The sequence below is a fragment of the Streptomyces sp. NPDC052023 genome (genome assembly GCF_044548465.1).
GTDB lineage: Bacteria > Actinomycetota > Actinomycetes > Streptomycetales > Streptomycetaceae > Streptomyces.
This window is the reverse complement of sequence record NZ_JBIUBW010000006.1, coordinates 174,265-188,662: the sequence shown is the minus strand read 5'-3', so window position 1 is coordinate 188,662 and position 14,398 is coordinate 174,265. Positions and strand designations below refer to the sequence as shown.

The following is a 14,398-nucleotide window of genomic DNA, read 5'->3' as shown; positions in this document are numbered from 1 at the left end:
CATGGGGAGCGAGGGGTCCGACGAGCGTGTCATCGCGGGCCGTTACCGCCTTCAGGCGACGGTCGGACGGGGTGGCATGGGCGTCGTCTGGCGTGCCACCGACCAACTTCTCGGCCGTGAGGTGGCCGTCAAGGAACTCGTCACGGACGACTCCCCGTCGGCCGCCCGTGCCCGCTCCTCACGCGACCGCACCTTGCGCGAGGCCCGTGCGCTGGCCCAGTTGCGCCACCCGCACATCAGCGTCGTCCACGACGTCGTCGAGCACGACGAACGCCTCTACATCGTCATGGAGTTGATCGACGGCGGCTCCCTGGCCGACCGGCTCGCCACGGACGGCCCGGTCGACGCGCGCGAGGCCGCCCGGATCGGCGTCGCCCTGCTCGGAGCGCTGCGCGCGGCGCACGAGGCCGGTGTCCTGCACCGCGACCTGAAGCCGGCGAACGTCCTCATCGAGTCCGGCACCGGCCGGGTCGTCCTCACCGACTTCGGCGTCGCCCAGGTCGAGGGCGCGACCACGCTCACCGAGTCGGGGACGTTCGTGGGCTCGCCCGAATACACGGCGCCCGAGCGGATGTCGGGGTCGGGGACGGGGCCGGCCTCCGACCTGTGGTCGCTCGGCGTGCTGCTGTGCACGTCGGTCAGCGGTGAGTCGCCGTTCCACCGTGACTCGCTGGGCGGCCTGCTGCACGCCGTGGTCGCCGCGCCGATCCGGCCGCCCGAGCAGGCAGGCCCGCTGCTGCCGGTCGTACACGGTCTGCTGGAACGCGATCCGGAGCGGCGGCTGGACGCGACGCAGGCCGAGCGGATGCTGCGGGACTTCCTGGAAACGGGCCGCACCCGGGAGCCGTCCCGCCTGCAACGCACCCCCCGGGACCGGCTGGTGATCGCGCTGCTGGTCGTCGCGATGGTGGCGGCGGGGGTCTCGGCGGCGGCGCTGTTCGTGAACGGGGGCTCCGGGGGCGGTGACGGTCCGCCGGTGAGCCCGGCGCCCAGCACATCGTTCAGTACGTCGTCGAGCACGTCCGCGTCGCCGTCCGCCGGTGCTTCCCACAGCGCGCCAAACAGGAGATAAGCGACGACCTGAGTCACGGGTCTGTGACCGGTGGGCCCGCGCGGTGGATGCGAAGGCGCCCACCGCGATATGCATGGACGCATGAGCAACAACGGGGGAGCCCACCACGGGGCTGACGAGCCAACGCATTTCGGTCTGCAACCGCCGGCGCGGCCGGCCGCAGTACCGCTCCCGAACAACCCGTACGCGTCGCCCGCCCCCCTCGTGCCGGAGCAGCAGCACCCCACTCGGCAGCCGCCGCGACAGCCCGCACACCCCGCGCCCCAGCAGCCCGCGCACCAGGCGCCGCATGAGCCGCAGCACGGCGAACCCGGTGCCGGGCGGCTGATCGCCGGCCGCTACCGGCTGCTCGCCAAGCTCGGGCACGGTGGCATGGGCACGGTGTGGCGCGCCAAGGACGAGACGGTGGACCGGGAGGTCGCGGTCAAGGAACCCCGCGTTCCGGACCACCTTCCCGAGCGTGAACGCGCCAACGCGTTCGAGCGGATGCGCCGCGAGGCCCGCGCCGCGGCCCGGCTGGACCACCCGGCGGTGGTCAACGTGCACGACGTCGCGGTGGTGGACGGCAGACCGTGGATCGTGATGGAGCTGGTGCAGGGACGTTCCCTCGGTGACGCGCTCCAGGAGGGCACCCTCTCCGCCCGTGAGTCGGCCACCATCGGCCTGGAGGTGCTGGGCGCGCTGCAGGCCGCGCACGCCGCCGGCATCCTGCACCGGGACGTCAAGCCGGACAACGTCCTGCTCGGCCGGCACGACCGCGTCGTCCTCACCGACTTCGGCATCGCGCAGATCGAGGGCGAGACGAACCTGACCGACACCGGCGGCTTCGTCGGCTCGCCCGAGTACATCGCCCCGGAGCGCGTGCTCGGCCAGCGCCCCGGCCCCGCGTCGGACCTGTGGTCGCTGGGCGTCGTGCTCTACGCGGCCACGGAGGGCGTGTCGCCGTTCCGCCGCAGCAACACCCCGGCCACCCTTCAGTCCGTCCTCAACGCCACGCCCGCGCCCCCCGCTTCGGCGTCCGGGCCGCTGGCCGAGGTCATCAACGGCCTGCTCCAGAAGGACCCGGCGCGCCGCCCGAACGCCGTCCAGGTCCGCTCCCTGCTGGAGGCGGCCGCCAACCCGCCGGCGCCGGTCGCCACGCAGGTCGTGACGGTGGGCGGCGGTGACGGCGGCCGGGGCGGCATCCGGGTCGGCCGCAAGGCGCTGCTCGGGCTGGGCGCGGCGGTCGTGGCGGCCGCGGTGGCGGCGTACCTGGTGCTCGCCGACCCGTTCGCGGGCCCGCTGCCCGACGGCTGGAAGACCAAGGCGGAGAAGGACGTCGCCGCGACCCTCGTGCATCCCGACGGCTACGGGAGGACCGTGCCCGAGGGCACCGACGACAGCCACTGGGTGACGTACACCGACCCGAGCGGCGCCATCTGGATCGGGCTGCGCCTCGACAAGAAGTCCGAGGACACGGGCAACTCCATCCAGGCGTCCGCGGGCGCCGAGATGTACGAGGACAACCGCGTCTTCGAGGAGAGCGGCAGCTACGACTTCGGCATGCCGGAGAACCCCGTCACGAAGCCGGACGACGGGATCAAGTACCAGGGCAGGGACGCCGCGCAGAACACGATCGTGTACACGACGACCGACAGTCAGCATCCGCGCCCCCGCGAGGTGCAGATCTTCTACTACATGAACCGCGACGAGGACATGTACAAGCTCACGATCAGCTACCCGGGCAAGGGCGACTTCACCGAACGCGGCCGCGAGGTGGCCCGGGTGGCGATCGCCAACCTGGACGTCGACAAGCTCTGAACGCGCGTCGACAAACACGTGTCGCGCGGGGTAGTCATGGGGCATGAGTGACGGCGGCGAACTCCAGCGCGACGGACGTCTGGTCGGCGGACGCTACCGGTTGAGGGAACGCATCGGATCCGGCCGCACGGGCACCGTCTGGCGCGCGCGTGACGAACGCGCCGGGCGCGAAGTCGCCGTCAAGGAGCCCCGGTTGCCGGGCGGCCCGGAGGACGGTTCCCACCGCCGGGCCGCCCACCGTCTGTACCACGAGGCCCGTGCCGCGGCCCGCGTCGGCCACCGGTCCGCCGTCACCATCCACGACGTCGTGGAGGAGGACGGCATCCCCTGGATCGTCATGGAGCTGGTGCGGGGCGAGTCGCTGCACGCGGCACTGCGACGCGGCCCGGTCCCGCCCGCCGAGTCCGCCCGCATCGGCCTCGCCGTCCTCGGCGCCCTGCGGGCCGCCCACGCGGTCGGCATCGTGCACCGCGACGTCAGACCCGCCAACGTCCTGCTCGGCCCGCACGGGCGCGTCGTCCTCACCGACTTCGGCGTCGCCCACGTGCCGGGTGGGGAACCCCTCGCCGCCGGGGGCGAGTTCGCCGGGTCCCCGGAGTTCGTCGCCCCGGAGCGCATGTCCGGCCGCACCGCGGGCCCCGCCTCGGACCTGTGGTCCCTGGGCGCTGTCCTGTACACCGCCGTGGAAGGACGTCCCCCTTACCGCCGTACGACGCCGGAGTCGACACTCGCCGCGATCCTCGCCGCGGATCCGCCCGAGCCGAAGCAGGCAGGCCCGCTGGGCCCACTGCTCGTACGGCTGCTGGCGAGGGACCCCGAGCGGCGCCCGGCGCCCGAGGAGGTCGCCGCGGGGCTGAGGGCGGTGGCCGAGGGGCGGCCGGAGGCGCCGGACGGCACGGTGACGGCCGGTCAGGAAGGCGCGGACCCGGCGGAGTCCGAGTCCGGGAACGTTCGGTTGCCGGGGGCGCCCTCGTCCTCGCCGGAGCCGGGGGCGGTCGTACCGGGGGAGCGGGTGGGGCTGCCGGGGGTGGCGTCCTCCTCGCCGGAGCCGGGGGCGGTCGGGACGGAAGAGCCGGACACGTCCACAGGGCGGGCCCGTCACCCCTTGCGGGGTCCGGCACCCGCCGTCCTGCTCGGCGCCCTCCTCGCCGGCGGCGTCTGGTTCGCGACGTCCTCCTTCCGGCCCGTGGCCGGCGACGCGTCGGCCACGGAGCGCACCGCCACCCCCAGCGCCGCACCCGGCGTCACCGCGCCCGGCGCCGCGTGGACCGCGCACCGCGAGAAGGACCTGGCCGCCGTCCTCTTTCTCCCCGGCGGCTACGAGGAGACCGCCCGCGAGGGCGGGGCCGGCGATGTGCCGCGCCTGGTCGTCTACGACCTCGACCGCACCGTCCAGGTCCGCCTCACCCGGTGGGACAAGGCACCCGGCTCGCCGATGACCCGGGCCCGCGCCGCGCACGTCACCTGGGACAGCTACGACGGCGACGCCCGTACGCGCTACACCCGCACGACGTTCGACGGCCGGGAGGCCGTCCTCGCCGACACCACCTACAACAGGGCGGAGGACCCGTCCCGCGTCATGCAGCTGGTGATCCGCTCCGGCGGCACCCGCATGTACGAGCTGCGCGTCGACATGCCCCACGGCACGCCCGGCGAGAAAGAGGGCACCGCCGTGTTCAGGGGTGCCCGCGGCCGGCTGCTGATCGAGACCGGTCCGGGCTCGCCAACGCCCTGATCAGCGGGTTTGTTGCCAGTGATCACTGGCGGCATGTGTGTACTCGGTGAATCCCCATTACCGACGGGTACACAAAGCCTTCGGCGCGGCATACCCTGCGGCTCATGACGGACTCGCAGGCCCTGGAGCAGGCCACGCACACCACCGGCACCAACCCCCTCGCCCCCGCACCCGAGGGCGCCCGCACCGCCGAGGACGTGGTCACCCCCGAGCTGGTCGTCCAGCTCACCCGGGGCGTGGCAGGTTCCGGCCGGACCGCCAACCACTCGCCGTTGACCGGGGAGAAGCTGGCCGACCTGCCCGAGTCCACGCCGCAGGACGTGGAGAAGGCGTTCGCCGCGGCCCGCGCCGCACAGGCGGTCTGGGCGCAGACGCCGGTACGGCGGCGGGCGGCCGTCCTGCTCCGCTTCCACGACCTGGTGCTGGAACGCCAGGCCGAGGTCCTCGACCTGATCCAGCTGGAGACCGGCAAGGCCCGGCTGCACGCCCACGAGGAGGTGCAGGCCGTGGCCGTCGCGGCCCGGCACTACGGCCGCAAGGCCGGCGCCTACCTGAAGCCCAAGCGGCACACCGGCGCCATCCCGACCCTCACCAAGGTCACCGAACTGCGCCACCCGCGTGGCGTGGTCGGCCAGATCGCCCCGTGGAACTACCCACTGGAGCTGTCCGTCGGCGACGCCCTGCCGGCCTTCGTCGCGGGCAACGCCGTGGTGATGAAGCCCGACACGGAGACCTGCCTCACCGCGCTCTGGGCCCGTGACCTGCTCATCGAGGCCGGGCTGCCCGCCGACGTCTTCCAGGTCGTGCTCGGTGAGGGCCCGGTCGTCGGCCCCGAGGTCGTCAAGCACGCCGACTACGTCTCCTTCACCGGCTCCACCCGCACCGGCCGCGAGGTCGCGCAGGGTGCCGCCGCCCGTCTGGTCGGCGTCTCCCTCGAACTGGGCGGCAAGAACGCCATGGTGGTGCTGGAGGACGCGGACGTGGAGAAGGCGGCCGCGGGCGCCGTCCGTGCCTGCTTCTCCTCCGCCGGTCAACTGTGCATCTCCATCGAGCGGTTGTACGTCCACGAGTCGGTCGCCGACGCCTTCGTGGAGCGCTTCGCCGCCCGCACGAAGGCCATGCGGCTGGGCAGGTCCCTCGCGTACGGCGCCGACATGGGCTCGCTGGTGGGCGAACGCCAGCTGGAGACCGTCAAGCGGCACGTGGAGGAGGCGGTGGCCAAGGGCGCCAAGCTGGTCGCGGGGGGCACCGCCCGCCCGGACATCGGCCCGTACTTCTACGAGCCGACCATCCTCGACGGCGTCGAGCCGCCCATGGCGGTCTGCACCGAGGAGACCTTCGGCCCGGTCGTCTCCCTCTACCGCTTCTCGTCCGACGACGAGGCCGTGGAGCACGCCAACTCCACGCCGTACGGCCTGAACTCCTCGGTCTGGACGAAGGACGCCCGCCGCGGCCGCGAGGTCGCCGCCCGGCTGCGCACCGGCACCGTCAACATCAACGAGGGCTACGCGCCGGCCTACGGCAGCGTCCAGTCCCCGATGGGCGGCATGAAGGACTCCGGCCTGGGCCGCCGCCACGGCTCCGAGGGCATCCTCAAGTACACCGAGGCCCAGACGATCGCCCACCAGCGCCTGCTGCCGATGGCCCCGTCGCTGGGCATGGACGACGAGAAGTACGCGGCCTTCATGAGCCGCAGCCTGCGGGTGATGAAGGCACTCAGGTTCCGCTGAGTCCCTCCCCACCCCAGGCCCCGCACGCACACTCGACGAGGAGAACACGTGCCACAGGACGCCTATGACTACGACGTCATCGTCGTGGGCTCCGGCTTCGGCGGTTCCGTCACCGCCCTGCGCCTCACGGAGAAGGGCTACAAGGTCGGCGTCCTGGAAGCAGGCCGCCGCTTCACCCGGGACACCCTCCCGAAGAACTCCTGGGACCTGAAGAACTACCTGTGGGCCCCCAAGCTCGGCATGTACGGCCTCCAGCGCATCCATCTGCTCGGCAACGTCATGGTGCTGGCCGGCGCGGGCGTCGGCGGCGGCTCGCTCAACTACGCCAACACCCTCTACGTACCGCCGAAACCCTTCTTCGAGGACCCCCAGTGGGGCCACATCACCGACTGGCAGCAGGAGCTGGCGCCGTACTACGACCAGGCCCAGCGCATGCTCGGCGTGCGGCTGAACCCGACGATGACCCCCTCCGACGTCCATCTGAAGGCCGCAGCACAGCGGATGGGCGTCGGCGACAGCTTCCACATGGCGCCGGTCGGCGTCTTCTTCGGCGACGGCAAGGACGCCGACGGCAAGGCCACGGCGCGTCCCGGCGAGGAGGCCGCCGACCCCTACTTCGGCGGGGCGGGACCGGCCCGCCGCGCCTGCGCCGAGTGCGGCGAGTGCATGACCGGCTGCCGCCACGGCGCGAAGAACACCCTCAACGAGAACTACCTCTACCTCGCCGAGAAGGCGGGCGCGGTCGTCCACCCCATGACCACGGTCGTCTCCGTCACGGACGACTCACAGGGCGGGTACGCCGTCACCACCCTGCCCACCGGCAGGCGCGGGAAGGGCGGCGGCCGCACCTTCCGCGCCCGGCGCGTCGTCCTGGCCGCCGGCACCTACGGCACCCAGACCCTGCTGCACCGGATGAAGGCGGGCGGCCGACTGCCGTACCTGTCGGAGCGCCTGGGCGAACTCACCCGCACCAACTCCGAGGCCCTGGTCGGCGCCCAGACCACCAACCGGCGCTACCGCAAGGTCACCGGCGAGCGGAAGGTCGACTTCACCCGCGGCGTCGCGATCACGTCGTCCATCCACCCGGACGCCGACACCCACATCGAGCCGGTCCGCTACGGCAAGGGCTCCAACGCGATGGGCGGCATGGCGATCCTCCAGATCCCCTACGCGGACGGTTCCTCCCGCGCCCTGGCGTTCCTGCGCAACGCCGCCCGCCATCCCCTCCAGATGCTCCGCTCCCTCAACAACCACCGCTGGTCGGAGCGGACCATCATCGGCCTGGTGATGCAGTCGCTGGACAACTCGCTGACGACGTATCTGAAGCCGGACGGCGTCGGCAAGGGCCTGCTGACCGCCAAGCAGGGGCACGGCGCGCCGAACCCCAAGCAGATCAAGGCCGCTTCCGAGGGCGCGTCGGCGATCGCCGCCGAGATAGGCGGCTTCGCCGGAAGCAACATCGGCGAACTGATGGGCACCCCGCTCACCGCGCACTTCCTCGGCGGCTGCCCGATCGGTGACTCCCGCGAGACCGGCGTGATCGACCCCTACCACCGCCTGTACGGCCACCCGGGCATCTCCGTCGTCGACGGTGCGGCCGTCACCGCGAACCTGGGCGTCAACCCGTCCCTCACCATCACCGCGCAGGCCGAGCGCGCCATGTCGTACTGGCCCAACAAGGGCGAGGCCGACCCACGCCCGCGGCAGGGCACGGCGTACGAACGCCTGAAGCCGGTCGAGCCGAAGTCCCCGGCGGTCCCGGCGGACGCGTTCGGCGCGCTGCGGCTGCCGTTCCTGGGGATCCCGGCCGTCCCGCCCAAGAAGTAGGGCTGGTCAGGTCCGGAAAGAAGAGAGAGGGACCTGCGCCCCCCTCCGAGCGCAGCTCCCTCTCCCTTTGTCTGGTTCAGGCGTGCTTACGCCTGCGCACCGGCCTTCTTGCGCCGGACGACGAACAGCGCGCCCGCACCGGCGACGACGGCGACCCCGCCGACCAGACCGATCATGGGCAGCGCGGAGCTGGAACCCGTCTCGGCGAGGCTGCCCGTGGCGTCCACGTCGTTGACCTCGTCCAGCTCGGCCATCCCGCCCTGCGGCTTGGCGTCCTGAGGGTCACCGGCGTCCGAGCCCGCGGCGAGGATGTCGAAGACGTAGAACCAGCCGTTCGGGTCGTCGGCCATCCAGCAGCCCTCGGCGTCCGAGTACTGCGCGAAGCCGCCGGTCAGGCCGATGGCGTCGGGCACCTTGCCGCTGACGCTCAGACGCAGCGGGTAGGAGGTGGACTGGCCCGCGCCGAGGTCGAAGGCGGGGAAGGTCGCGCCCTCGCCGGCCGCGTCCGCCAAGGTGTTCCAGCTGCCCGCGGCCTTGTCGAAGACCTGGACGACGATCTCGCCGGAGTAGTCCTCTTCGTCCCAGCCGAACGCGGCGACGCCGATCAGCGGCTTGATCTTCTTGATCGGCTCGTCACCGTTGTTGGAGACGTCGAAGGAGAACTCGGTCCAGCCGCTGCCGGCCACGATCGTCTCGGGCAGGCCCGACAGGCCACTGGTCAGGTCTTCGCTGAGGCCGAGCGACTCTTCGTCCGCGTTCTCGCAGAGGTCCTCCTCCGGCGCGGAGCTGCTCGGGGAGGGGCTCACGGTGGTGGAGGCCGAGGGTGAGGTCGATCCGGCCGGCTCGGTGGTGGCGGTCGCAGGCGCGCTGCCCGTCGCGGTCGGGTCCGTGGTGACCGACTGGCTCGGGCCGCCGGACGGAGTGCCCGGGTCGCTCGCGGGGGGCGACTGGGTGTCGGACGGGGGCGGGGAGACGGTCGCCGTCTCGGAGGCCGACTCCGAGGTGCTGGGGCTCGGGGAATCGGTTGCGTACGCACCCGGCGCCGCGAGCAGAGCCATCGGGGCTATCGCGGCCGTCGCGGCGGCGACTGCCAGGGCACGGCGAAGCTTCATGAAGACCTACCTGCTGAGTCGGAAGGGCTCCGCGTATGGGGGTACGGATGTGGCCCAGTGTTATTGCAGGTTTGATCACCAAGGCCGGTGAATGGTTGTCCGCGCTTCACACAGAACTTATGTGAGCTGGACCACTTGATCGGGCCGGGCGGCCCGGGGCAGCCGATGAGCGGGTGACGGGGCATGAAGAAGGGCCCCGCGGGGCGGAGCCGCGGGGCCCTTCTCTCGTCAGCACCGGCGTCAGGGCAGCGCCGGTGCCTGGAAGCGGCGCCGGGGGGTTGCGCCGCTTGCTTCCGGATGGTCTCGACCGCGGGTACGTCGTCGCTTCGGACAGGTCCGCCGGCCGGCCCCGGGCGTCCCCGGAGCCGGCCGTTCTCTTGGTGTGACCGGGCTGCTGTCCCCTGCCGTCCGGTCACTTTCTGGAGCGAGGTCCCACGACGCACGGCACGATCCGTACGTCTCATCGCCCCAGCGAGCCACGCGTGGTTCTTTCGGGCCCGCCCCTGGCTGGCACGGACACCGGGACCAACGAAGCCTCGCGGGCGGCGGTCACGCGCCGTACGGGTGAGAGGGGGTGCGAACTCAGAAGCGATGCCCGTCCAGTTCGAAGCTCAGACGCGGCCCCTGCACAGTTCGAGAAGCGTCATGGCGAGGGCGGTGCCCGGCTTGCCGAGCTCCTGCCGGTAGCGGCCGAGCACCTCCATCTCGCGGGAGAGGTTCACGCGCCGGCCGCCGGAGGTGATGCGGGCCTCCTGGATCACGGCGGAGACGGCCATCCGCTCCTGGATCAGGCCGATGATCCGGTCGTCGAGCGCGTCGATGCGTTCGCGCGCGCCGCTGATCAGCTCGGCGGCCTCGTCGGTTCGGGCGCCGGTCCTGCCGGCCGCCGCTGCGGTGGTGGTCATGATCGGGGGCTCCTCGTGGGGTGCGGCCCCGGCACGGACAAGGCCCCCTGGAACGCCGAGCGCCCCGGACCTTGTCGGCCCGGGGCGCCTGGGAAGTCGCTTGTCAGTTGCTCAAGCAGCACGACCATGGCAGCCGGCGGGCCGGTTGCCATAGGTAAAGCGGAAGGTCGGGTGCGTGAGCATGGGGCCAGTATGCCGTGGCCCCGGGCGGTCGCCAATCCGGTTCGTATCCTGAGACGGCGGTCACGTGCGGCAGCGCCGTTAGAATCGGTGGTACAGCCCTTTTCAAGACGCCGGAAGGCAACCCGTGTCATCAGCGACCCCCGCCGCCCCCGACACCGTCCTGGTCGTCGACTTCGGTGCGCAGTACGCCCAGCTCATCGCCCGACGCGTCCGCGAGGCCCGGGTCTACAGCGAGATCGTGCCGAGCACCATGCCGGTGACGGACATGCTCGCCAGGAACCCGGCGGCGATCATCCTGTCCGGCGGTCCTTCGTCGGTGTACGAGGAGGGCGCGCCCCGTCTGGACCGCGAGCTCTTCGAGGCCGGTGTCCCCGTCTTCGGCATGTGCTACGGCTTCCAGCTGATGGCGCAGAGCCTCGGCGGCACCGTCGACAACACCGGCGCCCGTGAGTACGGCCGTACCGATCTGCACGTCTCCCGGTCGTCCTCCACCCTCTTCGAGGGCACCCCGGCCGAGCAGGCCGTGTGGATGTCGCACGGCGACGCCTGCTCCGCCGCCCCCGAGGGCTTCAGCGTCACGGCCTCCACGGACGTGGTCCCGGTCGCCGCGTTCGAGAACGACGAGAAGAAGCTGTACGGCGTCCAGTACCACCCCGAGGTCATGCACTCCACGCACGGCCAGCAGGTCCTGGAGCACTTCCTCTACCGCGGCGCCGGCCTCACCCCGTCCTGGACCACCGGCAACGTGATCGAGGAGCAGGTCGAGGCGATCCGCGCACAGGTCGGCGACAAGCGCGCCATCTGCGGCCTGTCCGGCGGCGTGGACTCCGCCGTCGCCGCCGCCCTCGTCCAGAAGGCCATCGGCTCGCAGCTGACGTGCGTGTACGTCGACCACGGCCTGATGCGCAAGGGCGAGACGGAGCAGGTCGAGAAGGACTTCGTCGCGGCCACCGGCGTGCAGCTGAAGGTCGTCGACGCCGAGGAGCGCTTCCTCAACGCCCTCAAGGGCGTCTCCGACCCGGAGGAGAAGCGGAAGATCATCGGCCGTGAGTTCATCCGCGTGTTCGAGCAGGCCCAGGCCGAGATCATCGCTGACGAGGGCCCGGCGGTGGAGTTCCTGGTCCAGGGCACGCTCTACCCCGACGTGGTCGAGTCCGGCGGCGGCACCGGCACCGCCAACATCAAGTCCCACCACAACGTCGGCGGCCTCCCCGAGGACCTCGAGTTCCAGCTGATCGAGCCGCTGCGCAAGCTGTTCAAGGACGAGGTCCGGATGGTCGGCCAGGAGTTGGGCCTGCCGGAGGAGATCGTCCAGCGCCAGCCGTTCCCGGGACCGGGACTGGGCATCCGTATCGTCGGCGAGGTGACCAAGGAGCGGCTCGACCTGCTCCGCGACGCCGACGCCATCGCCCGCGAGGAGCTGACGGCCGCCGGCCTCGACCGCGACATCTGGCAGTGCCCGGTCGTGCTGCTCGCGGACGTCCGCTCGGTCGGCGTCCAGGGTGACGGCCGGACGTACGGCCACCCGGTCGTGCTGCGCCCCGTCTCGTCCGAGGACGCCATGACGGCCGACTGGTCGCGTCTGCCGTACGACGTCCTCGCCCGGATCTCCACCCGGATCACCAACGAGGTGCGGGACGTCAACCGGGTCGTGCTCGACGTGACGTCGAAGCCGCCGGGGACGATCGAGTGGGAGTGAGCCCTACGTGCGTTTGACCGTGCGCAGGGGAGTGCCGGGCTTCCAGACCTGGACGACGAGGTGCGTGTCGTCCTCGACGTAGGTCCGTACGACCTCCGTCAGTTCGGTGCGGAAGAGGTGGAACGGCTCCGGCGGTTCCACCTCTTCGTGGTACCCGGCCTTCGTCGCCGGGTCCTCGACCTCGATCGCCCGTCCGGCGATCCGCACGTCCCCGCCGCCCATCGACGTACCCTCCCCGGGGTTCGCCTGCAGCGCGAAGCGCGCGTCCCGGCGCAGGTCGAGAGCCTTGAGCGAGTCCGGCATCATGCCGAGCCACAGCTCACCGCCGGTGAACCGCACCTCCAGCCCCGTGGTGCGCGGCGAGCCGTCCTTGCGCAGGGTCGCGAGGACGTGGTGGGTGTAGGCGCCGAAGCGTGCCTCGACGGTCTTGCCCAGATCGGGTTCGGCGGTGGTGAAGGTTGCCCAGTTCGCTGCCATACGACGAGTCTGACGCCGAAACCGGACATCTTCTGTCGGGTATGCGCGGTGCCGGAGTGTCGCCCGTGTCACCGAAGCCCTGTTCTCCTGCGCTGACCGCGGGTAACTTCCGCTCCGTACCGGAACCCAGCGCCGGAGGACCGATGCCCGCGCCCACCCCGCCCCAGCCGCTGCCCACCGACCGGCTGCAGTTCGCCATGCCGCCGATGTACGAATCGGTCGACGACGAGCGCCGGCACCGCAAGGAACGGCTCGCGGGTGCGCTGCGCGTCTTCGGCCGGTACGGCTTCGAGGACGGCGTCTCCGGGCACATCACCGCCCGCGACCCCGAGTACACCGACTGCTTCTGGGTCAATCCGTTCGGCATGCCCTTCCGCCACGTCACCGTCAGCGATCTTGTGCTGGTCAACCAGGACGGGCAGGTGGTGGAGGGCCGCTACCACGTCAACCAGGCCGCCTTCACCGTGCACGCCCAGGTGCACGACGCCCGCCCCGACGTCGTCGCCGTGGCCCACTGCCACTCCGTGCACGGCCGCGCCCTGGCCGCGCTCGGCGATCTGCTCGACCCGATCACCCAGGAGAGCTGCGCCTTCTACGAGGACCACGCGCTGTACGACGCCTACACCGGCGTCGCCGTCAACGCCGAGGAGGGGCGCCGGATCGCCGCCGCGCTCGGCTCCCGCAAGGCCCTCGTACTGCGCAACCACGGCCTGCTGACCGTCGGCGACTCGGTGGACGCGGCGGCCTGGTGGTTTCTGTCCATGGAGCGCTCCTGCCAGGTACAGCTGACCGCCAAGGCGGCGGGCCGCCCGATCCTGATCGACCACAAACAGGCGGTCGCGACCCGGGAACAGCTCGGCGGTGACCTGGTCGCGTGGATCAACTACCAGCCGCTGTGGCAGGACATCACGCGCCGGGAGCCCGATCTGCTGTCCTAGGAGGCGCTCAGAACCCCCGGAGCACCGCCGCCTTCGTCGTCGCGAACTCCTCGTCCGTGAGTACCCCGTCCCGGTGAAGTTCGCCCAACTCCCGCAGACGTCGCAGCAGTACGTCGTGACGGCCGGCCGGCACGGGCCCGGCCGGCCTCGTGCGCGGCGGGCTGCCGGCGGCGGTGTGGGTGGACGGGTGCGGAAGCCGGGCGGTGACCGCGGTGGCGACCAGGGCCGTGAGCAGATCGCGGCGGGTACTGCCCCACAGGTCCAGGGCGTACGGATCCTTCTCCGACGGCAGCCTGGCGTTCACGGTGCCGTGCGTGACGAAGCGCAGGAATCCGTTTTCGGAGCCGGAGTTGGGCAGCCATTCGACCCGCACCAGCTCGCCCAGGGCGATGATGCGCGGTCCGGTCGCGCGCTTGACGCGGTCCGAGACGTCGCTCCAGTCGATCCTGACCCGTGTGCCGTCGAAGGAGACCGTCCCGTCGGAGGAGCGCACCGAGACCGGGACCGGCGGCCCCGGCAGCAGGTACACCGGGGCCGGCTCCCCGGGGATCGCGTCCAGCAGCAGGGCCTGGCGGATCTCCTCCGCCACGTACTCGGCGACCCCCGAACGGTCCGGATCCACCGTCAGCCGATAGGGATCGGCCGCGTCGGGCAACCGCCCTGCGGTCGCCTGGAGCAGCGGATCCGCGCCCTCGCGCAACCGTAACCTGAGCCGCCCCCGCCTGCGGCCGGGCTCGTACACCACACCGGCGACGGCCTCCAAGGGCACGACGACCTGCCCGTACGTCTGCCGGAACAGCGGCACGGAGCGGTGCAGCCCCGGCGTGATGCGGACCGAACCGCCGTCGAAGGCCCAGGTCCCGTCACGCTGGATGAGCTCGGCCATACGAGAATTCTCGCAGCCGGGTCAACACGGCGAC

The 14,398-nt window shown here is 71.9% G+C and carries 11 protein-coding genes; 7 read left to right on the top strand and 4 right to left on the bottom strand.

All coding sequences use genetic code 11. The features are described 5' to 3' along the window. Position 1: 1 nt before the first annotated feature. From ACIHCM_RS15660 to ACIHCM_RS15640, 5 genes are all read left to right on the top strand, one after another. Positions 2 to 1,072, top strand: coding sequence for a serine/threonine-protein kinase (locus tag ACIHCM_RS15660; RefSeq protein WP_399895131.1), 1,071 nt, complete (start codon positions 2 to 4; stop codon positions 1,070 to 1,072). Positions 1,073 to 1,153: 81 nt separating this feature from the next. After that, positions 1,154 to 2,872 carry a protein kinase gene (locus ACIHCM_RS15655; protein WP_399895128.1) on the top strand — a complete coding sequence of 573 codons (1,719 nt, stop codon included), beginning with the start codon at positions 1,154 to 1,156 and terminating at the stop codon, positions 2,870 to 2,872. Between the two features lie 43 nt (positions 2,873 to 2,915). Then, on the top strand, positions 2,916 to 4,607 hold the full coding sequence (locus ACIHCM_RS15650; protein WP_399895125.1) for a protein kinase: 1,692 nt from the start codon (positions 2,916 to 2,918) through the stop codon (positions 4,605 to 4,607). Positions 4,608 to 4,711: 104 nt separating this feature from the next. After that, positions 4,712 to 6,337 carry a succinic semialdehyde dehydrogenase gene (locus tag ACIHCM_RS15645; RefSeq protein ID WP_399895122.1) on the top strand — a complete coding sequence of 542 codons (1,626 nt, stop codon included), beginning with the start codon at positions 4,712 to 4,714 and terminating at the stop codon, positions 6,335 to 6,337. A gap of 48 nt (positions 6,338 to 6,385) precedes the next feature. Beyond that, entirely contained in the window at positions 6,386 to 8,164 is a 1,779-nt protein-coding gene (locus ACIHCM_RS15640; protein ID WP_399895119.1) for a GMC oxidoreductase, read from the top strand. Between the two features lie 86 nt (positions 8,165 to 8,250). On the opposite strand, the gene ACIHCM_RS15635 is transcribed toward ACIHCM_RS15640, so the two are convergent. Together ACIHCM_RS15635 and ACIHCM_RS15630 are read right to left on the bottom strand one after the other, a co-directional pair. After that, positions 8,251 to 9,276: an LAETG motif-containing sortase-dependent surface protein gene (locus ACIHCM_RS15635; RefSeq protein ID WP_399895115.1), complete on the bottom strand. Its 1,026-nt coding sequence runs from the start codon at positions 9,274 to 9,276 to the stop codon at positions 8,251 to 8,253. Between the two features lie 611 nt (positions 9,277 to 9,887). Continuing rightward, positions 9,888 to 10,181 carry a chorismate mutase gene (locus ACIHCM_RS15630; protein WP_399895112.1) on the bottom strand — a complete coding sequence of 98 codons (294 nt, stop codon included), beginning with the start codon at positions 10,179 to 10,181 and terminating at the stop codon, positions 9,888 to 9,890. A gap of 307 nt (positions 10,182 to 10,488) precedes the next feature. On the opposite strand from ACIHCM_RS15630, the gene guaA reads away from it, so the two are divergent. Then, positions 10,489 to 12,063, top strand: coding sequence for a glutamine-hydrolyzing GMP synthase (guaA, locus tag ACIHCM_RS15625; protein ID WP_399895109.1), 1,575 nt, complete (start codon positions 10,489 to 10,491; stop codon positions 12,061 to 12,063). 3 nt (positions 12,064 to 12,066) lie between these two features. Here guaA and ACIHCM_RS15620 read toward each other — a convergent pair whose 3' ends face one another. Beyond that, on the bottom strand, positions 12,067 to 12,540 hold the full coding sequence (locus ACIHCM_RS15620; protein WP_399895106.1) for a pyridoxamine 5'-phosphate oxidase family protein: 474 nt from the start codon (positions 12,538 to 12,540) through the stop codon (positions 12,067 to 12,069). Between the two features lie 143 nt (positions 12,541 to 12,683). Between ACIHCM_RS15620 and ACIHCM_RS15615 the strand changes: the two genes are divergently transcribed. Beyond that, positions 12,684 to 13,478 carry a class II aldolase/adducin family protein gene (locus ACIHCM_RS15615; protein WP_399895103.1) on the top strand — a complete coding sequence of 265 codons (795 nt, stop codon included), beginning with the start codon at positions 12,684 to 12,686 and terminating at the stop codon, positions 13,476 to 13,478. A gap of 7 nt (positions 13,479 to 13,485) precedes the next feature. Here ACIHCM_RS15615 and ACIHCM_RS15610 read toward each other — a convergent pair whose 3' ends face one another. Beyond that, on the bottom strand, positions 13,486 to 14,364 hold the full coding sequence (locus ACIHCM_RS15610) for a DUF4429 domain-containing protein (protein WP_399895100.1): 879 nt from the start codon (positions 14,362 to 14,364) through the stop codon (positions 13,486 to 13,488). Positions 14,365 to 14,398: the final 34 nt, after the last annotated feature.